Genomic DNA, 24042 nt, shown 5'->3' with positions numbered 1-24042 from the left:
TGTTTATGTAGCCAGTAAGTAGGCTAGGTCCATTAATGTAAGCGCAAGGCTTGTATTTAATTCAAATACAAAGCCGACCAAATATACTTGATTTTTTAGCTAAGCTAAACACGCTAGGATAAATTAACCCTAAATAAACAAACACGCCGTGTATAAGTTTAGACTTAACCAGTATTATCGACCATTAATCTCAATACTTTTGTTATTTGTGTGTTTTTTATTTTAAATAGCATCTAAACAAAAATAAGGAACGACAATGAAGCTTGTCCAATTAACTCGTTACACCTTAGCGCTTGCCATCGTATTGCTTAGCAGTACTGCAACAGCAGAAAACCAACGAAAAATAGACATTGATAGCCACGTAGTCACTAAGCATAAAGCAAAAATTAATGGTGAACGCTTTAGCTACACCGTTAAAACAGGCACTCAGCCGGTGTGGAATGATAATGGCGATACCATTGCCACATTACAATATACCTATTACACACGAGATAAAGTCGATAACACCGCAGCTCGCCCATTACTGATATCGTTTAATGGCGGTCCTGGCTCTGCATCTGTATGGATGCACTTAGCCTATACTGGCCCACGCGTATTAAAAATTGATGACGAAGGCTACCCCATTCAGCCTTATGGCGTAAAAGATAACCCCTACTCAGTATTAGATGTAGCAGATATTGTTTATGTAAATCCGGTAAATACAGGTTATTCACGCGTAGTAGAAAACGCTAAAGGTGAAATGCTTTCGAAAGAGCAACAAAAAGAGCACTTTTTTGGTGTCAATGCCGACATAAAATACTTAGCTGAATGGCTAAATACCTTTGTTAACCGAAACGAGCGCTGGCGCTCACCTAAGTTTTTAATTGGAGAAAGCTACGGCACTACTCGTGTATCAGGCCTTGCCCATGAACTACAAAACAGTCAATGGATGTACATTAATGGGGTGGTATTAGTATCGCCGACCGATATTGGTATAAAACGCGACGGCCCTATAAAAGCGGCTAATCGCTTACCTTATTTTGCTGCAACTGCGTGGTATCACAAAGCACTGAATAAAAACTTGCAAGAAAAAGATCTCAATGAACTTTTACCCGAAGTAGAGCAGTTCACTATTAATGAGCTTATTCCTGCCCTCGCGAAAGGTGGCTTTATCGATGCCGATAAAAAACACCAAATAATAAAGAAAATGGCCGAATATGCAGGCCTTTCAGAGCAGTTTGTAGCGCAAAACAACTTAGATATTCCCACTCGGTTTTTTTGGAAGGAACTTTTACGTGAGCGTGGACAAACTGTCGGACGTCTAGATTCGCGCTATTTAGGTATTGATAAACGCGATGCTGGCGAATCACCTGATTACTGGGCTGAGCTTACCTCTTGGCTGCACTCATTTACGCCTGCAATTAACTATTACCTGCGTGAAGAGCTCAACTATAAAACGGATGTAAAATACAACTTATTTGGCAATGTTCACCCATGGGATCGCAGCAAAAATAATACCGGCGAAAACTTACGTTTAGCGATGGCGCAAAACCCGTATTTAAACGTCATGATTCAAGCGGGTTACTACGATGGCGCAACAAATTACTTTGATGCTAAATACACGTTATGGCAGCTTGACCCAAGTGGTAAAATGAAAGACAGGTTAAGCTTTAAAGGGTACCGCAGCGGCCATATGATGTACCTACGACATGAAGATCTTAAGCTTTCAAATAACGATTTACGCGACTTCATTTTAAGCTCCCTACCCGCTAAAGGGCAGGCCGCTAAATATTAATTAAAAGGGCCATTACATGAGGCATTAAGAAGATGCCTCATGTTTATTACAGTACACTTTTAACTGTGTAACCACTTCATTAAACCCTGTTTGTAGTGCAAATAATAACGCTTCATCGACCTTATTTTGAGCGGCTAAGCTTTCTATCTGCTGGCAAATGTCACTTAACTTTAACGCTGCAACCGATTTAGCAGATGACTTTAAACCATGCGCCTGAAAAGATAAATCGGCGTAATTTAAACTTTGTGTATATGCTTCAATTAATTTAACTTGCTCATAAGCGGTCTGTAAAAACGCCTGAAAGACTAAACAATGTACATGCGTATCTTTTCCTAACATCGAAAACAATAAAGGCATATCTAATTGACTGTACATAGAGCTTGCTTGCGCTGTGATTTGCAGCGGCTGTGTATGCGAGGGAACAATGCCTTGAGAGTGCTTCATCAGCAGTGCTTTTAGGCTTTCAAGCTCTATCGGTTTAGTTAAAAAACCGTTCATCCCAGCGCTGTAACAATCTTGTATGTTTTTTTCCATTATATTGGCTGTAACAGCAATAATTATTAGCTCATTGAATTGTGTGTTTTTTCGGATTTTTTTAGCCAACTCAAGGCCATTTAACAACGGCATTTGAATATCGGTAAGTAGCATATCAAAGGACTTATCTTGGAGCATTTGCCAGGCCTGTTCGCCATTATTTGCAAACGTTGAATTAACACCAAGCATGGTCAGTTGCTGCTTTAAAACCTGCTGATTAGTCAGTTGATCTTCTGCCACCAGCACATTTAATACTGGGAGTTTACCTGTGGCGGAGTCTGCGGGCTCACTGCTGGGGTGACTTATCGGCTCATCAGCTTGTATAGTGGTTAAAGCGCTTTCTTTAAAACCATTAAAGCTAATGGTAAAACACGCGCCTTTATTTATTTGGCTATTTACTTGTAGCTGCCCTTGCATACGCTCTACAAGCTCTTTAGTAATAACTAAACCTATGCCCGTACCATGTGTTTTACTGGTCTCTGCCCCTAGTCTATCAAAGGGTTTAAAAAGCCTTAAAATATCATCTTCTGAAAAACCGCACCCTGTATCTTCAATATCAATATTGCAGCGGCTGGAATCAGCAATCTCGCAGCGTATATCTATTTTACCTCGCACTTTGTTATATTTTATTGCGTTGGAAAGTAAATTAAGCAGTACCTGTTTAAAACGGCGCTTATCTACATATAAGTAAATACCTTCAAGGGAGTCAATATTGTGTGTGTCTATAGTAACAAGCTCAACTCTGGCAAGTTCGCTCACCATTTCAATACTATGCTGTAGCATGTCTTTCACGGGGGCATATTCAAAATTAAACTGCATATTCCCCGACTCAATAGAAGTTAAATCTAGCACGTCGTTTATTAGTAAAAGTAAATGCTCCCCAGCTTGGTAAATACTTTGCGCATTGTCTTTGTGTACCTCGGTTGCTTTACTGTCATATTGATAAAGCTGCGCTAACCCTAAAATCGCATTTAACGGCGTTCTAAGCTCATGGCTCATACTCGCCATAAAGTCAGACTTAGCCTTACTGGCCGACTCGGCTTGAATTCTCAGCGCGTTTACTTTTTGATGATTAGTAGCAACCTCACCGGCCATTTTATTAAATGCATTTATGACGCTGCCAATCTCATTTTTTTGCTGAACGCTAACGTGGCAATCAAAGTTCCCTTTAGCCAGTTTAGAAAAGGCGACTTCGAGCGCCCGTAAAGGGCTGGTAATTCTATAATCGACCAACCAAGCTAAGCCAATAAAAAACACCACAAGTATAAAAAACTGAATATAAATTAACGTGTAATGTAGCTTGGCCGCTTCGTTTATTTCGTCTACAAAATTAACGACTAACGTTATTTCAGCCAAAGGTTTATCTAAAAAAGTAATATGCTCATTTAACGTAACATTGCCCTGCTGCGCTAACAGCTGCCACTCATCTAAAGGATATAACTGATTACCTGTAGTCGGCTCTACTACTCTAATTGCTTTCCAATTAGGGGTTGTATTAAGTTGCGCATCTATTTGCTCATACAGCTGTGCGTATTGACGCGTTAATAAAGGGGTTTTTATTGATGTCGATAGTTGCTGTAAAGAGCGCTGCGCTGCGCTAGAAAGGCCATCGTTTACCCACCTAGCTTGCTCTGGCAAAGCGTAAAAAATAAATAAGCATATTAATAAAAAGCCAAATGCCATTACCGCAACAAAGCTTTGAACCCTTAGGCTGCGCCACCAGTTAATTTTCAACATAAAACGAGCGTAAACCCCATTGCGTTAATTGGTTGTAATCGTCAATGCTTGCTTTACTTGGGTTAATTATAGGAATACCCGCTAATAAGTGTTTTTGTTTAGGGTCGCTCCCTATTTCTATAATTGCTTGTTGAACTTGCGCTTGTACCTGATTATTTACTCTAGGGTGAACCACAATGGGGTGGCGGCTAACCTTACGCGTTTTGTAAATAACTTTTAGCTTTTGCTGCAAATTTTGAGGCTGTTGCTTTAATGTGCCCATTACCCCGCCGCCGGCAGGCGTTGCGTTAAGTGCCACATTTAAATAAACAGATGAGTGCGTTTGTACATACACAGGCTTTATTGTTAAGCCATATAATAGGGCAAGCTCCGCCCGCATTAATAAAGAAGCGCCTAATGCATTAGGCGCAGGAAAAGCAATTTCGGCGCCTTCAAGCTGCTCAACGGATTCAATATTACTGTTTTTATTGACCACTAATACGCCTTGCAAATGGCGCGCAGCATCTTTCACTATCGGTAAATAGCCTTGCTTGTCGTAAGCAATCACACTATGCCATGGGTTCATATAAGCAAAATCGTAATCGCCATCTGCAAACCCTTGCTCAAAAACCGGGATTGATTCCACGGTAACAAGCTGTAGTTGCACGCCTGTTTTTTCGGTTACTTTATTAAGAAAGGGCTGCCATATTGCAGTGAGTTTTTGAGGCTCATATTGCGGAACTACACCAAAAGTAAAGGTTTGAGCATAGACACCCATACTATTGAATAAAAAAAGCAAAACAACACTACACTTCATATTAGTCTTACCGTTGTAGGTTTATGACTATAAGCATAGTTAACGAGTGACTAACGCACCATTTTTATTACGTAGAAATTAAGAGGTTATTTAATTAAGGAGGTTTAAGAAAGTTTCAACAAAAAGATTAAAGCAGGTGCCCATACACACCTGCTTAAATATATTACTGCCAGTACGGCTCTATATCAAAAGACGCTAAACGGCTTTGCTCCATTGCACTGACTAAGTAATCTGACTTTTGATCTAGCCACTGTTGAATTTTAGCCAACTGCTCGTCTTCTTGCCCGCCGCAAAGCTGCTTTAAATATTCCAGCGTGCTGAGCTCGTACATACCATGAGAAATATCCAGCCACGGCAGTCTAAATTCTAAGCGCTCTTCTTTGTCAAACAATGACCCTAAGCAATTACCGCTTAATAAGCTGTTTTCTAGTTGGGTGCGTAAGCTTAAATAATCTTGTGCTGTCAGCGTTTGCTCTTTAGGAAGTAGCTTATCTAAATTTTGCCAATCTTTATTAAATAAACGTTTTGCAATTTTAGCTACTGGCTGCTCTGCCGCCTGTAGTTGGGTTTGCCCCCAAAACTTACGCCATTGTTTATCTACCAACCAAGTAGTCAACGACAGCAATAAACGATTGTATCGCGCGCTTTGAAACAAAGCATTAATATCATCAATGCTTGGCTGTAGCTCTTTTAAATCGTTAATAACTTGCGCTAATGCAGGCGCTGCATTTATTTTTTTATAAAATGCATGGCGTTTAGATGTATAAGTTTTTAGCTGAATTGCATTTTCAACCCAGGCTAATTCACTTAACAGCCACTTTAACTCTGTTCTTAATTGCTCAGTACTGTCTTTACTTACAATATCGTCAAACAACCAAAAATTATGCCTAATTAAGCTAATGCCATCAGTCACACGTTTGAGCGTTTTTAAACTTGGTTTGTCAAAGTAACACTGCTCATGCTTTTGCACAAAACGAATACCAAAGTTCATGGCCTCTATTAGTGCTTGCTCTTGAGTTGCTTGTTTTTTTAATTTTACAAACCCAATAGACTTACTTGGTTTAAGCGGTGTTTCATCGGCTAGTCGGTAGCCTCTAGCTGCTTTTGAATAAAGCCCTAAACGAATACAGTTTTGGCTAACAAGTTTATCTGCCAAAGCAAATAGCTCGTCTCTGTTGCCCTCAACAAGCTCTATTTCTAGCTCGCTAATAATATCAACCTTACCCGATGCTGCTATTTCGCCTTTATCTAGCACGACTTCAATTTTTGCGCCATTTGGGGTTTCTATTAACCAAGTACGACGAATAAAGTTAGTGCTAAAAATAGGATATAAATTATCGCTAATAGCATTCACTTGCATACCATGAGGCCAAATAGCATTATTAAATGCTAATAAATCAGGGCGGCTTGATTCAATGGGTAAGTTGTATTCAGGACGTTGGTGTAGCCCACCCACAACTTCGCCAGCAAGCTTTATTGTTTGTTCGCATTTACTGTCGGCACAGCGGGTTCTAAAACCTATATCAAGGGCTCTAAGCTCTCTACTTGGGGTATCGTAATAGGCATTTTGCAAACTACGTGAAGGTTTATTAATAACCGTTTTAGCAAATTGTGTGATTAGCGAGGGGATCAGTGGAACAACGGCATCTGATACCAAAAACTTCAGTTCTATCTCAGTATCCATTAGGGTTGAGGATTACCTTTAAAATAAATAAGTGCTCAAAATAAACAAAGCCACCTCATTTTGCAAATTTTTTAACCTTTTTGGCTGAGCAACACCCGCACTGGGTTACAATATCAACCTTGCTATTAACGCGTTTAATCCATACTATCTCACTACTTATGTGAAAATCTCAATCACAACCACAACGGACACGGATAGACTAACAAGGTAGATAAATGCTAAAACACTGTTTACTAGGGCTACTTTTAACAGCCACCTCGTTTATAAGCCAAGCACAAGAAGCTCAAACAGCCAATTCATCAGATGCAAATTCAGCTTATATAATCGATAATCTATATACCTTTATGCGCTCTGGCGCAGGTAAAAACTACCGCTTACTTGGCTCTGTAGATGCGGGTACTAAATTAACCGTGCTATCAAAAGAAGAAAACGGCTTTATAAAAATAAAAGACGATAAAGACCGTGAAGGTTGGGTTGAGTCTAAATTTATATCGCAAACACCAGGGCTTCATCAGCAGTATCAAACACTCAGTAGCGAAATGAGCACAGTGCAAAACAAACTACGCCAAGCACAAATTGAGCTACCTCAGTTACAAGAACATAATCAAAGCTTAACTAATCAAAACAAATTGCTTAATCAACAAATTACTGAGCTGCAAACAACACTTGAACAAGAACGTGCTCAAAAACAAGCTGCCACTGCAAAAGAAAAACGCCAACTACTTACTTATGGTGGCGCTATTGCTTTTATAGGTTTGTTTTTAGGTATTATACTTACCGTTGTACTTTCGCGCCGTAAGCGCTACGAAGGGTGGGCTTAATTAACCTAAACCTTGGTTAACTAAGTTTAAAGCCGCTGGCTAATCATTAAAAAAGCACCCTTAGGTGCTTTTTTAATGTGTGTGTAATGTATTGCAATAAGCATTTGGTTTTTAAACATCCAAACGTAAACCAGGATCCTGCTTAATTTTTTCTATTACCATGTAAGTATGGTGAGTACCTACGCCCGGAATATCGACCAAGTCTCCTAGCACCTGTCGATACTCATCCATATCCGAGACCCTAATTTTTAGCAGGTAGTCGTACCCTCCCGCTACCATATCGCACTCTACAACTTGCTCAATTTTAAGTATATGCTCTTTAAATACTTTAAAAACAGCCGTGTTAGATGTCACCAGCGATACTTGCACATGCGCTACTAAGCTCTGATTCAGCTTTTGTTCGCTAAGCTTTGCAAAGTACCCTTCTATATAGCCTTCTTGCTCTAAACGTTTTACACGGTCAAGGCATGGACTAGGACTTAAATTAACCTGTTTTGCTAGGTTAACATTAGAAATTCTGCCGTTCTTTTGAAGAACGTCTAATATTGCTAAATCGATACGATCAAGCAGGCGTAATCTATTTGGACTTGTCATACAGAATTTTATACGGATAAGTTGAAAATATGCCCTGTAAATTATCGTAAATCGTGAAATTTAACCAGCATATTCTGCTGAAATTTAATTAGAATGCACGCATTACATCACTGGTAATTTATTGGTAGCAAAGTTGCTTTAGCTCAACAGCCCAAGCACATAAATTTTGTTCTACTATTTACATATTAACATTCCTAAGGGTTGCTTATGTTATTCAATGGCGATTTGACAACAACCTGTCCTACAAGACAGAAAATTCGTGATTTTTACCGCATTGATGAAAATGCTGTTATTGATCATATTTTACCACTTGCAGAAGTGGGTGTTAAAGCACGAAGCCGTGCATGGGAAAGAGCTCGCCAGATTGTTTTAAACATTCGAAAAGATCAAGACGGTCAAAGCGGTGTAGACGCACTTTTAAATGAATTCTCACTCTCTAGTGAGGAAGGTGTAGTGTTAATGTGTTTGGCCGAAGCCCTACTTCGCGTACCAGACAAAGCCACGCAAGATACGTTAATTCGTGACAAGCTTGCTAAAGGTGATTGGAGTTCTCATTTAGGAAGCAGCGATTCTTTATTCGTTAATGCTTCTTCGTGGGGATTATTAGTAACCGGTAAAATGGTTAACTACACAGATAAAACCAAAGAACAGCAATTTGGCATGCTTAAAAAGACCATAGGTCGTTTGGGCGAGCCTGTGATTCGCAAATCTGTAAACTTTGCCATGAAAATTATGGGTAAGCAGTTCGTTATGGGTCGCACCATTGACGAAGCCATTGAACGCGCTGCTGAAAAAGAGCAAAAAGGCTACGTATACTCATACGACATGCTAGGCGAAGGCGCGCGCACAATGAAAGATGCCAAGCGTTACTTCGACAGCTACATGAACGCAATCCATGCAATTGGTAAAGCGGCAAATGGCCGTGGCCCAGTTAAAAGCCCTGGTATTTCAGTTAAACTTTCTGCTATTCATCCACGTTATGAGTTCACGCATAAAGACCGCGTAATGGCCGAAATTGTGCCTAAACTGAAAGAGCTCGCGCTTGCTGCTAAAAAATACGACATTGGCTTTACGGTTGATGCTGAAGAAGCTGACCGCTTAGATATTTCGTTAGATGTTATAGAAGCGGTATTTAGCGATGAAGATTTAGGTAACTGGCAAGGTTTTGGTTTAGCCGTACAAGCATACCAAAAGCGCGCTATTTTTGTTATTGAATGGGTAACTGAACTTGCTACTCGTGTAGGCCGTAAAATGATGGTTCGCCTTGTAAAAGGTGCCTACTGGGATACAGAAATTAAAACCACGCAACAAGATGGTTTAGAGCACTACCCAGTATTTACGCGTAAAGCAACTACCGATGTATCTTACAAAGCCTGTGCTATTAGAATGCTAGAAGCACGCGATGTACTGTACCCGCAATTTGCAACACACAACGCTTACACTGCAGCCACTATTTTAGAAGTTGCTAAAGGCGATAACACCGGATTTGAATTCCAGCGTTTACACGGTATGGGCGAATCTTTATTTGACCAAATCGTAAATGAAGAAAAAATTCAATGCCGTGTTTATGCACCCGTTGGCCAGCACGAAGACCTACTTGCCTACTTAGTACGTCGTTTACTTGAAAATGGCGCTAACTCATCGTTTGTAAACGCCATTGTAGATACCACTAAACCAGTTGAGTCGCTATTACCTGATCCAGTAGAAACACTGCAAGGTTTACGTAATAAGTACAATACGCAAATTAAAATGCCAATCGACTTATACGGCGACGAACGTGCTAACTCTAAAGGCATGGACTTAACCGATATTAATGTAATTACGCCATTCAAAGAAAACCTTGAAAGCTGGTTTAACGAGCACTTAATTGATCAAAGCCAAGTACCTGAAGGCGCATTAGCGGTTAAAAACCCAGCAAATCACAACGAAATCATCGGCCACGTTAAACTGCAATCTGGCGATGAGATGAAAGACATTTTGGCCAATGCAGAAGCGGCATTTGAGTCATGGTCGCAAACATCTGTAAAAGAGCGTGCTAATTTATTACGCCGCGTGGCAGATATTTTAGAGCGTCACCACGACGAGCTCGTCGCTATATGTATTAAAGAAGCCGGTAAAATTGCGCAAGATGGTATTGACGAAGTACGTGAAGCCGTTGATTTTTGTCGTTACTACGCGGCACGTGCAGAAGAACTTGCAAGCGATGAACGCTTTGAAGCACGCGGTGTAATTTTATGTATTAGCCCGTGGAACTTCCCGCTTGCTATTTTCTTAGGTCAGGTGGCCGCTGCCATTGTGACTGGTAATACTGTTATTGCAAAACCTGCAGAGCAAACAAGCTTAATCGCACTTCGCGCTATTGAGTTAATGCTTTCGGTTGGCTTACCAGAGCATGTAGTACAGCCGGTGATTGCCCGTGGTTCTGAGGTAGGTAAAACAATTGTACCTGATGAGCGTATTCAGGCAGTTATGTTTACCGGTTCTACAGAAACAGGCACACTGATTTCACAAACACTGGCTGCGCGTAACGATATTCAAGTACCGTTAATTGCAGAAACCGGTGGCCAAAACTGTATGATTGTGGATTCAACAGCGCTGCCAGAGCAAGTTGTTGATGATGTAATAAGCTCAGGTTTCCAAAGTGCAGGTCAGCGTTGTTCAGCACTGCGTGTATTATTTATACAAGAAGATGTAGCCGATGGCATTATTGAAATGCTTAAAGGCGCACTCGCCGAGCTGCATATTGGCGACCCGTCATTACTTTCTACCGATGTGGGCCCAGTAATTGATGAAAAAGCCCTTAAAACGCTAAATGATCATGTTGAATACTTAAAAGGTAATGCAACACTTCATTACGAGTGTAAGATCCCTGATAACACTGAAAATGGCGCCTACTTTTTTGCCCCTCGTTTATACGAAATCGAAGATTTATCAGTACTTAAACGTGAAGTATTTGGTCCATGTGTGCACATTGTTCGCTTTAAAGCGAATGATATCGACAACGTGATTGACCAAATTAACAACACAGGTTACGGCTTAACAATGGGTGTTCACTCACGTATTGAAGAGCGTTGTGAGTACCTAGCTAAAATGTCGCGTGCGGGTAACGTATATGTAAACCGCAACATGATTGGTGCCATTGTAGGTGTGCAACCATTTGGTGGCCGTGGTTTATCTGGTACTGGCCCTAAAGCCGGTGGCCCTAACTACCTGCAGCGTTTAGTAAAAGAGAAAGCATCACCTGATAACGTGCAAATGACTAACCTAACGCCAGATGAGCTTGATTTACACCATTACAGCGGTGCAAACGAGCAAGTTGAAAAGCTAATGGCTAACTCAATGCGCGATGAGAAAATTTGGCGTGCAACACCGCTAAATGACCGTGTATCGGCTGTTCGTCAGTTGCTTGCTAAAGTAGCAACGGTCGAAATTATTGATGACCTAGCGGACGATTTGGCATTAACGCTTTCAGAAGCGCGTGCACAACTTAACCGTTTAGAAAAACACATGCGTAAGTTTACTACTTTACCTGGGCCTACTGGTGAATCAAACACCTTGCACCTTGAAGCACGTGGTTGTGTAGTATGTTATGCAGATAAAAGCACGTCATTTAACTTTTGGGCGCTTTCAATCATCACAGCACTTGCTGCAGGTAATACAGTAATTACCGTAGCATCAGAGCTATTTTACGATGAAGCGGTAGCCTTTAAAGATAAGTTTATTGCCACAGGCGTTGCTGAGGGCGTGTTCCAGGTTGCAAAACCTAATCAGCTACAAGCTATTTTGGCTCACCCTCACTTAGCGGGTGCGGTGGTTGCTGCACGTTCGTCTCGTTTAGGTTACTTCAGCCAACAACTTGCACAGCGTAAAGGTGCTATTTTGCCAGTAATTACTTCAGAGTATTACGATACGTTGATTAAGCGCTTAATTACTGAAAAAACGATCAGTATAGATACTACCGCATCTGGTGGTAATACTTCACTGATGACCCTAGTAGAAGATGACGAATAGCCCATCTAGTACTAATTAACTAAAAATGTAAAAAAAGGCACTTAAAAGTGCCTTTTTTTTTACCCTGCAACGTATAATGATGCTAATTTAAACAAAGCCCCATTACAGAAGTAAAAAAAATTGAAAGTCATCTCTATTTCGCAATTACAGCCTGGCATGTTTGTTCAAAGTGTTACAAAACAAACTGGGCGCATTAAAATTAAAAACCAAGGCTGGGTTAAGACTCAGGCGAGTATCGATAAGCTCAAAAAAGCGGGCATTTTAGAAATAGAGATAGATCCAGATAAAACATTAACTACACCCGAGCCCGACACTCAAGCCCCTGCGCCTAAGGCAGAGATTAAAAAACGCGACCCTTGGCTTAAAGTTCATAGTAGTGAACAAGAAATGGGCAAAGCTAAAAAGCTCTACGACGAAGCTAAAACACTTCAACAAAAGGCCTTTGGCGATATAAAAGCGGGTAGAGATATAGACATAGCGCCTTTTAAAGAGCTTGCCAGTGGCTTTATGGACTCTATTTTTAGAAACCAAGATGCCCTAGCCTGCTTAACGCAAATGCGCCAAAAAGATGCTTACTTACTTGAGCACTCTATCAACGTTTCTATTTTAATGGGTATTTTTGCAAAGCACTTAGGCATAGAGCGCGACATTATTGTAGAGCTCACTACAGGTGCTTTGTTACATGACATAGGAAAAATTAAAATTCCTGACGAAGTGCTCAATAAACCGGGTCGCTTTAGTGATGACGAATTTAAAATTATGCAAAACCATGCTCTGTATTCTAAGCAAATTTTAGAAGAAGCGGGGTTAACGGGGATTGCTGTAGATATTGCCGGCCTACACCATGAGCGCTTAGACGGAAAAGGCTATCCGTTTGCCAAAAAAGGCGATGAGATAAGCCAATACGTACGTATGGCGTCAATTGTAGATGTATATGATGCACTCACGGCAGAGCGGGTATATAAAGCAGGTATGGAGCCTATAAAAGCGTTTAAAATTTTAAAAGATGGTTGCCCTGATAGCTTTGATGGTGAGCTACTTACTAAGTTTATCCAATGTATTGGCATTCACCCTGTAGGCACCTTAGTGCGCTTATCTAGCCAAAAAGTAGGCTTGGTTACACAGAGTAACCCTGAAACACCTTTAAAGCCGGTGGTTAAAACATTTTATAGTGCTAAACACGGTCGCTACACGGAAATGCAAGATATAAACTTGGCAAATAAAAAAACAGCTGACAAGCTCGAATCAACCGTTAAGCCGACCGACTACAACATTGATTTAGAGCGCTTTTACAAAAACGCTATTTTACCTTGAGTTAAAAAGTAAAGCCGCAGTTTTGCGGCTTTACTTTATTAGCTGCGCTTTATTGCGGCCAATCCTGCAAAGCTTTAATACTGAATTCATAACCATCAAAATCAAGTACACTCTGCTCTGGGGTAATTTCGCGCACTTTTAGTGCCCCAATGCTCTCCCCTTCGTGTAGCTCTCTGCCATTAAGCTTTATCCAGCGTTTATCTGCACTTGAAGAGTATATATGTGCTTGGTATTTAATGCTTGGCAGCATGGCTTGTAAACCATCTGGTAATAGCTCAACCGGTTTAACTCGAGATGAACTGCGAGAGGCCTGGGTTACTTCGTAATCTTGTTCTTGCTGCGAGTCTTTTATCGCTTGTGCAAAGGCATCTTTTAATTTACTCGGTACAGCATCAAGCTCCGGACTACTTTGCGGCGCTTGCGTGCTTGGGGTATTTTCACCATTCAGTGGTTTTCCAAGCACTTTGTACTTGCTCATATCTAAACCTGCTGAGCTTGTATTTTGTGCTTGCGGCTGCATAAATTGCGTGTTTTGGCCGTGTGCATTATAAGCAAGTGGATTATAGCTTTGCGTATTAGGTAGCTGTGCATTGTAAGTTTGCTGATTAAACGCATTTTGATTATACCCGTTAGCATTTATAGGGGTTTGCACATTGTAACCTGGTTGCTGCTGCGCCGGATTATCATTAATAGGGATATACTGCCCTTGTGGGGTAAGCAACATTTTTTGTACCCCGGTAGGTGTTTGTACATACACCAACTGCCCTTCAATCGTTGCTTTATTACTATTTTTTTCAGCCTCTGAAGACGGTGATGTTACAGGCTTTTCGGCTTTATTTTGCGCTGTAGTTGGCTCATCTGTTACTGCTTGTTTTTGTTTTTTGCTATCAGTGCTAACAACGTCAACCGGCTGGCTTGTTTTTAATAGTGCGCTGCTTTGAAACCACTTACCCGCTGTAAAGCCACCCGCTATGGCAATAAATGCTGCAATTGCGCCACCAAGTAGCCACACCATTTTTTTATAGCGCGTAAGTGCTTGCTGCTGTTTTAACTGCGCTGACTGCAAATCATATTGCTCGGCGCTCATATCTGCTTGTTGAGATTGCTTTAATGCATCTAATAAATAAGACATAAATTACCTAACTATATAATAAACGACATGCCAACACCTACTGCAAACAAAGCAGCAAATGCTAAGTAATAATAAACACGGCCAGTGGATTTAGGCGCATTATTCTGCGCAGCCACAAAATCCATAGGCAGTGATTCTTGGGCTGATTGTTTTATAATATCACTATCAACAATAAGCTGCTGCTTAGAAAAAGCCCCGACTAACGCGCGCTCACAGACTAAATTCATTAAGCGTGGAATGCCGCCAGTTAACTGATGTACAGCTTGCATAGCATCGAGCGAAAACACGCCTTTATCACACCCGGCAATATGTAAACGATGCTTTATATACGCAACTGTTTGCCCTTGGGTGAGCGGTAATAAGTGATACCGTGCTGTAATTCGCTGCGCCAACTGCCTAAGCTCAGTACGTTTTAATAATGCCTGAAGCTCTGGTTGACCCACTAAGACTATTTGTAACAGTTTTTTATGATCAGTTTCTATGTTGGTTAATAGTCGTAATTGCTCAAGCACATCGGGGGCAAGGAGCTGCGCTTCATCAATAATTAAAATTGTGTGCCCGCCCGCTTTGTTATTAGCCTCTAGGTGCTGCTTAATAATGTCGGTTAAACTTTTAAGGGTGGCATTTTGGGCATCGTAAGTAATGTTTAGCTCATCACAAATACTGGCCAAAAGCTCAAGCTCCGACAGCGCCGGATTATGGATCATTGCAACTTGAGTGTTCTCTGGCAGTTGCTCTAACATACTGCGGGTAATGGTGGTTTTCCCTGTTCCCACTTCGCCGGTTAGCAATACAAACCCGCCATCTTCGCCTAAACCATAGGTTAAATGGGCAAGTGCCTCTTTGTGGCGTTCGCTTAAAAATAAATAATGGGGGTTGGGCGAGATCGAAAATGGCTTTTCGCTCAAGCCAAAGTAGCTTAAATACACCGCAATGTTCCTTCGTCATTAAAACTCGGCCTATAATGGCAAAAAAAACGACAAAGTAACAACGTTGTATGCGCTTTATTATTGAAATAACGTAAATTTATGTAAAACAAAAAAGCGCCGCTAAATTTAGCGGCGCTTTTGTATTAAAGCTAAGTGCTTAGCTATTTTATTTTACTTAGTTTTCGTAACGCACCAAACGTAAATACACGTCACTGGTTTTAGCATGTAAGCTATTAAGCCCACTATCAAACTGGTAAACCCATGCTGAGCTCATCGTGCTTACCCCTGAGGTATTACTCCAGTAGTTTTGCAATTTAGTGCCTAAAAACACCTCTTCGTTAATACTTGGCTCGGTGCAGCTGTGCTCTAAAATACTGGCAAGCTCTTTAACATTAGGCACCTGCCAATCGTCGTAATCGGCAGTGGTGTCGTTTTCTGCGCCTCTGAGTGCTTCTTGCCAATTAAGTGACGGGGTAGAGCCTGTGCATGTTTCAGTGTCGCTATCGTAAACTTGTCCGTAGCTACAACGTTGCCACATTAGGCCTGTTTCTGTATCTAACACTGTGCCATCGTCATTAAGAGTGAAGCGAGTGGTTGGTGTTGTTGTATCCGCCCCGTCGTAACACGTTTGCGCTGCGGCTAGTTGAAAGCTTACGCTAAATACAGCCATTGAAAATAGTAAGCATGTTTTCATGATTTTCTCCTATCGGCTTCTGACTAAACGTACATACGCGTATTTTTCTTTCGGGTAGGCTAAGTCATTCCCGTTGCTCATATCGATAATGTACGCTTGCGATAAGCTGGTACCATCGGCTGCAGTTTGCGATGTCCAGTACGGTAAATTCACATCATCTATAGCGCCTGCTTCTGGCATATTTGGAAAAAACGCTTCATCAATTAATACGTTTTCGCCCTGCTTGCCATAATCAATTAAGCTCAACAGCTCAGTGTAAGTTGGTAAGCGCCAATTGGTACCGCCGCAAAAATCTAAGTCGTTCACTTCATTTATATAGGTTTGCACACCACAGCTTGTATCATCTGGACAGGTGGTATTAGCAGTACTGGTATCGGTAAAGGTTGTCGTGCCTAAATCCCAAAAGTAATGATTTTGGCCATCGCGTAAGGTGGTATTAGGTAATGTACCTGACTCTACACTTTTCACTTCCCATACAAGCCCCGTTACGTTGTCGCGTATACAAGTAAAGTCGTCACTATCATCAGCCACTTCATCGGCAAACTGATTTAGCTTAGTGTAGTCAAACGCAAGGTTACCTTGGCCTGCTTTATCGAGTTGGTTGGCAAAGCTGTCTCGACCAAGCTCTGCATCTTGACCCGGAAAGTCACTACTTTGGCAATTGATACGCTGGGTATTGTTATAACACTCGCCTAGGCCACTGTCGTTAATTAACCCTAATGCTTTTGGTGATACGTCAATAAATACGGTATCGGTGTCAGTGCGCCCTTTAGAATCAGTAACAGTGACTTCAAAGCTCAACGTGGTATCTAAATCAACGTCGGAGGCAAAAAATGTCGTGGTACATTGGCTAGTATTTGCCAGCGTTTCGGCATTGCCCGTTAATTGTTGCCAGCTACATGAAAACGTATCTGTTAGGGTGTCACTTTCACTTGCATCTAAGGTCACTTCCTCAAATTCTTCAACGTTTTGGTCATCTCCGGCATTGGCCACAACCAGCTCGTCTGTTTTATTTAATGTCATACTGTATTCAGTACTTGCCTCGCCGCCCTCGTCGTCGGTAACGCTTAATTGCCATATTAAATTAGTATTTGATTCAAGCAGCGGGTGGCTAAAACTTACCGTAGAGTTGTCAAAGTCGGTTACATCTAAATCAGGGCCTGAAATTAATTGCCACTGATAGCTATTAATTTGGCCATTTTCATCAGGGTCGCTCGACTCTTCAGCGCTTAACGTTACGGTGTCGTTATAGGTTGAAGGCAGTGTTTCTGGGGCTGTTTGACTAACAACAGCAAGCGGTAATTGATTACTTGAGGTAATAAATATGCTCACGTTGTCACTAACTAAGCTGCCATTATCTGTTTGATAGCTTACAGATAGTACAAGTTCACTATCGGCTTTAACATCGGGCGCAGTAATTGTTTGCTCTGCACCTTCAAGCGGGAAGCCGTCCACAGATGGGCCGCTAACGCGCTGCCAAGTAAAGGTACCGTCATCTGGTGAGCCTTGTGCGGTGATTGTAAACTCTGTTTTTTCTACAACTTGAAGATCGGTTCCGGCATTAACCGAGGTTTCAACAGTAGAGTCTTCACTACCGCCGCCTCCACCGCCACAGGCAGCCAATAAAAAACAAGATATAAGGGGAGTAAAAGCAAACGCTTTCATAAAACGCACCTATAATGTCAAATAATTACTATAGTGTAATCACTAGCAATAAAGGTGCCATTTAGAGTTATACCAATTCGCTTAATTAAGTGATCCATTTTGAGGCTGGAAAACGTGTCGCAAAATGATTAAGCATTATTGTGGATTAGTATTACATATACGTATCTTGATGAATACGCACAAACAGCTTAGTGCCTATTTTTGAGTAATCTACTTTGTATTCACGCCCATCAAGCGCCTGAATAAACAACAGCTGTTTTTCTTCACCAAAAATATCAGCGCTACTTACATTAACAATTTCAAGGTAACGCTCTTTGGCATCACGCCGGTTTTTAGGTAGATCCTCTTTAAATGGCTCCAAACCATTTTGAGTTACCTTTATACGTGGGTGCTGCTCTGCATTTACAATGACTAGATCAAGCTTTTTATCTTTATGGATGATGGTATTGCGACCACTCTTTATAAAAGATCTTTCTTGGCTCATTATTTTTCCTACTATCGCATTTAGTGTCCAACTTGCGATGCTATAAACCGTTCAGGTGCGCGTTTCCATTTATTTAAATCGGCACTGAACGACCAAATGTCTGTCTCTAATACACTTGCGGGTAACAGTAAGTTATATCCCGTTAACAACTCAAGGTGCTTGGCTCTGTTAGCAAACATAGCTATAAGTCCAGTATAGCTAAATCCTTTAGGTGAGGTGTATTGCGTCTCTTCTATTAACCATTCTGATGGGCAATTGCCATTTTTGCAATATTTTTGAACAGCTTGCATAAATAAATTACGCTGCTCTATCAGTAGTTTTCCGGCAATGCGTGGGTGTATAGCGCTTAAAAATTCGTCCATATCATTGAGCTTTAAACCTACTGCATTTAATTCAAGGTATTCAAGGCCATCAGCCACCTTAGGAATACCGCTGTGGTGTAAGTTACTAACATGTAACTGCCACTGGCCATATTTATGCTGATACACAAGTAAGGACTCACTAAGCACTAAACTGTAATAAGGTTCCTGTGTTTTTAAAAAACCAATAAAAATAGCAGCTATGCACATGCTTACTAAAAAAATTTCTATTAAGCTAATTTCACCCGGGCGCAGTAAATTAAACAGCATAATAAATACTAAACCTACGCTGCCTACAGTAAGTACTTCAATGCCATTGCGCGCCCCTTGCGCCCTGTATTTTATTATTGAACTTGGCTTACCCATATTGGTAAAAAGCCATATAAAATAAAAACATAACAATACCCCAAAGTATTATTTTTCTCATTGTTAAACAGGTTTTACACTGCGGTGGTTGCTTCATCGTTTTATCATAATTTTAGTGTTAAATGGGAACAAGTAATTAGTCTCATAAATTTTTACGCCTAACGCACAAATTTATGAGACACATAACCGCCTTTTCACGGTCTTATTTCGTACAATACTTACAATTTATTTTCAGGTATGAAAACGATGTATTCAAAACAGTCAGGTAAAGCTCTTTTTCCATTTTTAATTACGCTTCTTGTTATTTTAAGTGTGTACTTATATTTGCCATCTAGCCATGGTGAACAATCTAATTCAAGTGATACACCCACACAGGTGATGGCTCATACGGTATCGTCTCAAGAAAACATCGTTATGATTGAAGCCATAGGCAGTGCACGCGCAAACCAAGCAATTTATATAAAAAGCGCACAAAGCGATTATGTTACACACATATATTTTGAAGATGGCGACTTAGTAAGTAAAGGCCAACGCCTTGTGCAGCTGCAAAATCAGCAAGAACAATACGCTGTAAAAGAGCTAGGCATTAACTTAAAAGAAGAAAAGCGTCAGTTAAGCCGCCTTACTGAGCTTTCTCGTACGCAATCTACTGCTAAATCATTATTAGAAGAGCAGCTTTCACGCGTAGATGCCACGCAAGCCCAACTAGAAAGCGCTAAAACCAAACTTGATGAAATGCTAATTACCGCGCCGTTTTCTGGCTTATTAGGCAAACGAGAAGTGTCGGTGGGTGCTTATGTAAGTAGCGATACAATTATTACAACGCTTGATGATATTAGTATTATAAAAGTTGACTTTAAAGTCCCTGAAAAATATTTATCTCAACTTAACCTAGGCATGAAAGTACATACTCAAAACGATGCCTACCCAGGGCGCACTTTCACCGGCAAAGTGACCCATATTAGTTCTCGTATCGACTCGATTACTCGCAGTGTAGAAGTAACCGCAAGCTTTGCTAATAAATCCGGGCTATTACGCCCTGGTATGCTTTTAAACACCGCTTTGGAGCTTAGTAGTAATCAGGCGCTTATGGTGCCAGAAAAAGCCGTGATCCCACTGCAAGATAAACATTTTGTATACCAAGTAAAAGATGGTATTGCCAACAAGGTTGAAGTGCATGTTGCTGGCAGAAATAACGGCTGGGTAGCGATTGATGAAGGCCTTAGCGATGGCGAGCAAGTGATTACCGAAGGCATTATTAAAATTCGCCCTGGTAGCAAAGTAAGTGTTGAGGGTTAATCGGTGAAAATTACAGATACGAGTGTTAAACGCCCTGTTTTTGCCATAGTAATTAACTTACTACTGCTAACATTTGGCTTGGTGGCTTTTTCGATGCTACCACTTAGAGAATACCCTGATATTGAAACCCCTATTGTCAGTATTAGTACTGACTACACTGGTGCTTCGGCAGAAATAGTCGAGACAAAAATAACGCAAATATTAGAAAACCGGATATCGGGTATTGAAGGCATTAAAAGTATTAATTCTTCAAGCAGAAATGGCCGCTCTAATATCGTTATTGAGTTTGATATAAGCCGTGATATTGACGCAGCCTCAAACGATGTACGAGAGCGAGTTGCCCGTGCACTAGATAACCTACCAGAGCAAGTGCGCCCACCAGAGGTATCTAAGTCAAACAGCGACGAGAGCCCTATAGCCTGGTTTGTACTTAACAGTGAAACCATGAACTCGCTGCAATTGAGCGATTATGCACAGCGCTTTATTGTCGACCGATTAGCCGTTGTAGATGGCGTTTCAAATGTACGTATTGGTGGTGAGCGCCAATACGCCATGAAAATTTGGCTAAACCGCCAAGCCATGGCCGCTCGTGGGATCACTTCAAGTGATATCGAAAACACCCTACGCAGCGAAAACGTAGAGCTACCAGCAGGTGAAATTGAATCTATCGACCGCGATTTTACCGTACGTACAGCGCGTAGCTATAAAGACCAACGTGATTTTCAAAACTTAGTTATTAAACGCGGTGAAGACGGCTACCTTGTGCGTTTAGGTGAAGTTGCCGATGTACATTTAGAAGCCGCCGACGATGAAAGCCTGTTCCGTGGTAACGGCCGTAACATGATTGGCCTTGGCATAGTAAAGCAAGCTAAAGCAAACACCTTAACAGTGGTAGACAACGCCCGCAGTGAACTTGAAAAAATAAAACGTAATTTGCCAGAGGGCACCACTATTCAAGACAGCTACGATTCGTCTATTTTTATTAAAGAGTCAATCAACGAAGTATATAGCACGCTTGCCATTTCTATGGGGTTAGTGGTGTTAATAATATTTATCTTTTTAGGTAATATTCGCGCTACGCTTATCCCCGCCGTTACTGTGCCTGTAGCACTTGTTGGCAGCTTTATGTTTTTACTTGCCATGGGTTATTCAATCAACTTATTAACCTTACTTGCGCTGGTATTAGCGATTGGTTTGGTCGTAGATGACGCCATTGTAATGCTTGAAAATATTCACCGTCGTATTGAGCTTGGCGAGCCTCCCTTATTAGCAGCCTTTAGAGGCGCCCGCGAAGTAGGCTTTGCAATTATTGCGACAACGCTTGTGCTTATTTCGGTGTTTGTACCTTTAGTATTTATGGATGGGCGAATTGGCGCCTTGTTTACAGAGTTTGCAATGGCTGTAAGTGCCGCGGTGTTTTTCTCTAGTATTACTGCCCTTACCCTCTCGCCGGCGCTGTGCTCTAAAGTTTTAAAAGCGTCAGAAAAAGAAAGTAAATTTAGCCAATGGATGGACCGTGTTTTTAGCAAAGTTGAAAACAGTTACCGCCAATCACTTACCTCAAATATGACCAAAAAATGGGGCCTAATGATAAGCCTAGTACTTGCTGGTTTTGTTAGCTACTCGTTGTTTTTGCAAGTGCCCTCTGAGCTTACGCCAAAAGAAGACCGCGGTACCTTTTTTATTATGATGAGCGGCCCTGAAGGCGCAAGTTATGAAAATAACGCTGCCAACATGGCCAAAATAGAAGAGCGCCTGCTTCCTTACTCAGAAGCTGGCGAATTAAGCCGTGTTTTAGTGCGCGTACCGGGCTGGGGCGGCAGTGGCGGTGTTGCTATCGTTGGTATGGCCGATTGGGATAAGCGCAAACGCTCTACCTGGGAAGTTATGGACGAAATAAGCGCCAAAATGACCGAAGTAACAGATGTACGTGCCTTTGCTATTATGCGCCGTGGTATTGGCGGTGGTGGCTCTTCTCGCCCGATTGAGTTTGTGCTACAAGGTAACGATTACGAGCAACTTGCTGATTGGCGCGACCGCATTATAGAGCGCGCAGAAAAAAATCCAGGCTTGGTAAGAATCGATCACGACTATAAAGAAACCTTTCCACAATTTTTAGTCAGCATAGATAAAAACAAAGCCGCTGATTTAGGTGTGTCGGTATCAGATGTAGGCACCACGCTTGAAACCATGTTAGGGCAGCGCCGTGTTACCACCTTTATTGACCGAGGTGAAGAATACGATGTAATTTTAAAAGGCACTAAACAAGACTTTACAAACCCTACTGACATTTCAAATATTTACCTTAAATCACGCAGTGGTGAGCTGGTCCCACTAGATAGCCTTATAAGCTTAAAAGAAGAGGCCACAGCATCGCGCTTAAACCGTTATAACCGAATGCGCGCCATTACACTAAGCGCTAATCTTGCGGACGGTTATACACTTGAACAAGCACTTAACTTTTTAAACAAAGTAGCCGCAGAAGAAAACGACATTGACGGCGCTGTAGATTATAAAGGTGAATCACAATTATATTACGAAGGCGCATCGGCCATGACCTATGTATTTGTGCTTGCCCTAACTGTAACCTTTTTAGTTTTAGCTGCCCAATTTGAAAGCTTTATGCACCCGTTTGTCATTATGCTAACAGTACCACTTGGCCTAATGGGCGCTATGTTTGGCCTATGGACAACTGGCTTAACGCTTAATATTTATAGCCAAATTGGTATTGTAATGCTGATAGGTTTAAGCGCTAAAAATGGTATTTTAATAGTCGAATTTACCAACCAACTGCGTGATAAAGGCGTAGAATTTAGTGAGGCTATTTTGCAAGCGGCCACTCAGCGCCTGCGCCCAATAATAATGACCTCTCTGACTACGGTAATGAGCGCAGTGCCTTTAGTATTGGCATCAGGCCCAGGCGCAGAGAGCCGCATGGTAATTGGTGTGGTGGTATTTACAGGGGTTATTGTATCAACATTGCTAACGCTTTATGTTGTGCCTGCGGCGTATTATGCCCTAGCCCGCAACACACAGTCGCCAGAGTTTTTACAGCAAAAATTAAATAAGCAAGCCGACTCTCACCCGTTAAAAGACAGCGAAGAAATTTAACTGAGCTTACACTGCGCCGTAACTTGCTGTTACGGCGTATTCAATTTATGCTCGCCTTAATACTGTAACAGACATAATTAGGACAACTTATGAGCACATCAACACAACTAGCAACATTTGGTGGAGGCTGTTTTTGGTGTATAGACGCTGCATTCAGACGAGTAAAAGGTGTACTAAACGTAAGCTCAGGTTACACCGGCGGCCATACCGACAACCCCACGTATAAATCAGTCTGCTCTGGTACAACAGGCCATGCTGAGGTTGTGCAACTGGAATTTGACAGCGCTGTAGTGAGTTTTGAAACACTGCTTAGCATGTTTTTTACGTTACACGATGCCACGCAATTAAATCGCCAAGGTAACGATATTGGCACACAGTATAGAAGTGTTGTTTATTACCACAACGATGCACAATTAAATCAAACCAATGAGATGATAGCCCAGCTACAAAACCATATTAGCGAACCAATAGTGACAGAGGTTAGCCCTGCTACCACATATTACCCAGCGGAGCATTATCATCAAGATTACTACAACGAAAACCCACAGCAGGGTTACTGTAGTATTTTAATTGCGCCTAAGTTACACAAGTTTGAAACTGTATTTAAAGAATTTTTAGCTGACTAGCTAATTTGCGTTGTTAAAATAATTCTAATACCAATCCGCATAATTAAGTGATCTATTTTGAGGATGGATAAACGTGTTGATAGCAAGGCAAAAAATTCGCTATTTAGTTGTT

The 24042-nt window shown here is 41.4% G+C and carries 17 protein-coding genes; 7 read left to right on the top strand and 10 right to left on the bottom strand.

Features of this window, described 5'->3' with window-relative positions:
• Positions 1-256 precede the first annotated feature (256 nt).
• The gene (locus B2R65_RS00870) at positions 257-1774 is read left to right on the top strand and encodes a S10 family peptidase (RefSeq protein WP_286740255.1); all 1518 of its coding nucleotides are present in this window, start codon (positions 257-259) and stop codon (positions 1772-1774) included.
• Positions 1775-1798: 24 nt separating this feature from the next.
• Here the strand turns inward: B2R65_RS00870 and B2R65_RS00865 are convergent, their stop codons facing one another.
• The 3 genes from B2R65_RS00865 to B2R65_RS00855 all read right to left on the bottom strand — a co-directional run bounded on the left by B2R65_RS00865 (position 1799) and on the right by B2R65_RS00855 (position 6525).
• Positions 1799-4045: an ATP-binding protein gene (locus tag B2R65_RS00865; protein ID WP_286740252.1), complete on the bottom strand. Its 2247-nt coding sequence runs from the start codon at positions 4043-4045 to the stop codon at positions 1799-1801.
• Positions 4032-4841, bottom strand: coding sequence for a phosphate/phosphite/phosphonate ABC transporter substrate-binding protein (locus B2R65_RS00860; protein WP_286740250.1), 810 nt, complete (start codon positions 4839-4841; stop codon positions 4032-4034). The genes B2R65_RS00865 and B2R65_RS00860 overlap by 14 nt, the downstream gene beginning before the upstream one ends.
• Positions 4842-5004: 163 nt before the next feature.
• On the bottom strand, positions 5005-6525 hold the full coding sequence (locus B2R65_RS00855) for a CYTH and CHAD domain-containing protein (protein WP_024034312.1): 1521 nt from the start codon (positions 6523-6525) through the stop codon (positions 5005-5007).
• Between the two features lie 215 nt (positions 6526-6740).
• Between B2R65_RS00855 and B2R65_RS00850 the strand changes: the two genes are divergently transcribed.
• Positions 6741-7346, top strand: a complete 606-nt coding sequence (locus tag B2R65_RS00850) for a TIGR04211 family SH3 domain-containing protein (RefSeq protein ID WP_054983196.1) — start codon at positions 6741-6743, stop codon at positions 7344-7346.
• Between the two features lie 111 nt (positions 7347-7457).
• On the opposite strand, the gene B2R65_RS00845 is transcribed toward B2R65_RS00850, so the two are convergent.
• Complete coding sequence (locus B2R65_RS00845) at positions 7458-7940, bottom strand: winged helix-turn-helix transcriptional regulator (protein ID WP_004587169.1); 483 nt, start codon at positions 7938-7940, stop codon at positions 7458-7460.
• Between the two features lie 207 nt (positions 7941-8147).
• Between B2R65_RS00845 and putA the strand changes: the two genes are divergently transcribed.
• Together putA and B2R65_RS00835 are read left to right on the top strand one after the other, a co-directional pair.
• Entirely contained in the window at positions 8148-11951 is a 3804-nt protein-coding gene (gene putA / locus B2R65_RS00840) for a bifunctional proline dehydrogenase/L-glutamate gamma-semialdehyde dehydrogenase PutA (protein ID WP_024034315.1), read from the top strand.
• Positions 11952-12071: 120 nt separating this feature from the next.
• The gene (locus B2R65_RS00835; RefSeq protein ID WP_064386891.1) at positions 12072-13265 is read left to right on the top strand and encodes a cyclic di-GMP phosphodiesterase; all 1194 of its coding nucleotides are present in this window, start codon (positions 12072-12074) and stop codon (positions 13263-13265) included.
• A gap of 49 nt (positions 13266-13314) precedes the next feature.
• Here B2R65_RS00835 and B2R65_RS00830 read toward each other — a convergent pair whose 3' ends face one another.
• The 6 genes from B2R65_RS00830 to B2R65_RS00805 all read right to left on the bottom strand — a co-directional run bounded on the left by B2R65_RS00830 (position 13315) and on the right by B2R65_RS00805 (position 18894).
• Positions 13315-14397: a general secretion pathway protein GspB gene (locus tag B2R65_RS00830; RefSeq protein ID WP_286740239.1), complete on the bottom strand. Its 1083-nt coding sequence runs from the start codon at positions 14395-14397 to the stop codon at positions 13315-13317.
• 11 nt (positions 14398-14408) lie between these two features.
• Positions 14409-15326, bottom strand: a complete 918-nt coding sequence (locus B2R65_RS00825; protein WP_024034318.1) for an ExeA family protein — start codon at positions 15324-15326, stop codon at positions 14409-14411.
• Positions 15327-15501: 175 nt separating this feature from the next.
• Positions 15502-16020 (bottom strand): Lcl C-terminal domain-containing protein, encoded by a 519-nt coding sequence (locus B2R65_RS00820; protein WP_248442955.1) that lies wholly within the window; start codon positions 16018-16020, stop codon positions 15502-15504.
• A gap of 9 nt (positions 16021-16029) precedes the next feature.
• On the bottom strand, positions 16030-17685 hold the full coding sequence (locus B2R65_RS00815) for an Lcl C-terminal domain-containing protein (RefSeq protein ID WP_273607307.1): 1656 nt from the start codon (positions 17683-17685) through the stop codon (positions 16030-16032).
• 151 nt (positions 17686-17836) lie between these two features.
• A complete protein-coding gene (locus B2R65_RS00810; protein WP_024034321.1) occupies positions 17837-18169 on the bottom strand; it encodes a hypothetical protein in 333 nt (110 codons plus the stop codon).
• A gap of 20 nt (positions 18170-18189) precedes the next feature.
• Positions 18190-18894 carry a DUF2982 domain-containing protein gene (locus tag B2R65_RS00805; RefSeq protein WP_286740229.1) on the bottom strand — a complete coding sequence of 235 codons (705 nt, stop codon included), beginning with the start codon at positions 18892-18894 and terminating at the stop codon, positions 18190-18192.
• A 246-nt stretch (positions 18895-19140) separates the two neighbouring features.
• Between B2R65_RS00805 and B2R65_RS00800 the strand changes: the two genes are divergently transcribed.
• The 3 genes from B2R65_RS00800 to msrA all read left to right on the top strand — a co-directional run bounded on the left by B2R65_RS00800 (position 19141) and on the right by msrA (position 23930).
• Positions 19141-20193: an efflux RND transporter periplasmic adaptor subunit gene (locus B2R65_RS00800; RefSeq protein ID WP_286740227.1), complete on the top strand. Its 1053-nt coding sequence runs from the start codon at positions 19141-19143 to the stop codon at positions 20191-20193.
• A gap of 3 nt (positions 20194-20196) precedes the next feature.
• Entirely contained in the window at positions 20197-23304 is a 3108-nt protein-coding gene (locus B2R65_RS00795; protein WP_055252938.1) for an efflux RND transporter permease subunit, read from the top strand.
• A gap of 89 nt (positions 23305-23393) precedes the next feature.
• Positions 23394-23930 (top strand): peptide-methionine (S)-S-oxide reductase MsrA, encoded by a 537-nt coding sequence (gene msrA / locus B2R65_RS00790; protein WP_273607304.1) that lies wholly within the window; start codon positions 23394-23396, stop codon positions 23928-23930.
• Positions 23931-24042: the final 112 nt, after the last annotated feature.

Origin of the sequence: Pseudoalteromonas sp. UBA2102 (genome assembly GCF_002331165.1) — a bacterium.
Taxonomy (GTDB): Bacteria; Pseudomonadota; Gammaproteobacteria; order Enterobacterales; family Alteromonadaceae; genus Pseudoalteromonas; species Pseudoalteromonas atlantica.
Note: the sequence above shows the minus strand (reverse complement) of the source record. Positions and strands in the feature narration are given on the sequence as shown.

What these genes read in the sequence shown, in the direction of transcription:
- B2R65_RS00870 (WP_286740255.1), top strand. Translation starts at nt 257, where the DNA reads ATGAAGCTTGTCCAATTAACTCGTTACACCTTAGCGCTTGCCATCGTA.
- B2R65_RS00865 (WP_286740252.1), bottom strand. Translation starts at nt 4,045, where the DNA reads ATGTTGAAAATTAACTGGTGGCGCAGCCTAAGGGTTCAAAGCTTTGTT.
- B2R65_RS00860 (WP_286740250.1), bottom strand. Translation starts at nt 4,841, where the DNA reads ATGAAGTGTAGTGTTGTTTTGCTTTTTTTATTCAATAGTATGGGTGTC.
- B2R65_RS00855 (WP_024034312.1), bottom strand. Translation starts at nt 6,525, where the DNA reads ATGGATACTGAGATAGAACTGAAGTTTTTGGTATCAGATGCCGTTGTT.
- B2R65_RS00850 (WP_054983196.1), top strand. Translation starts at nt 6,741, where the DNA reads ATGCTAAAACACTGTTTACTAGGGCTACTTTTAACAGCCACCTCGTTT.
- B2R65_RS00845 (WP_004587169.1), bottom strand. Translation starts at nt 7,940, where the DNA reads ATGACAAGTCCAAATAGATTACGCCTGCTTGATCGTATCGATTTAGCA.
- putA (WP_024034315.1), top strand. Translation starts at nt 8,148, where the DNA reads ATGTTATTCAATGGCGATTTGACAACAACCTGTCCTACAAGACAGAAA.
- B2R65_RS00830 (WP_286740239.1), bottom strand. Translation starts at nt 14,397, where the DNA reads ATGTCTTATTTATTAGATGCATTAAAGCAATCTCAACAAGCAGATATG.
- B2R65_RS00820 (WP_248442955.1), bottom strand. Translation starts at nt 16,020, where the DNA reads ATGAAAACATGCTTACTATTTTCAATGGCTGTATTTAGCGTAAGCTTT.
- B2R65_RS00815 (WP_273607307.1), bottom strand. Translation starts at nt 17,685, where the DNA reads ATGAAAGCGTTTGCTTTTACTCCCCTTATATCTTGTTTTTTATTGGCT.
- B2R65_RS00810 (WP_024034321.1), bottom strand. Translation starts at nt 18,169, where the DNA reads ATGAGCCAAGAAAGATCTTTTATAAAGAGTGGTCGCAATACCATCATC.
- B2R65_RS00805 (WP_286740229.1), bottom strand. Translation starts at nt 18,894, where the DNA reads ATGGGTAAGCCAAGTTCAATAATAAAATACAGGGCGCAAGGGGCGCGC.
- B2R65_RS00800 (WP_286740227.1), top strand. Translation starts at nt 19,141, where the DNA reads ATGTATTCAAAACAGTCAGGTAAAGCTCTTTTTCCATTTTTAATTACG.
- msrA (WP_273607304.1), top strand. Translation starts at nt 23,394, where the DNA reads ATGAGCACATCAACACAACTAGCAACATTTGGTGGAGGCTGTTTTTGG.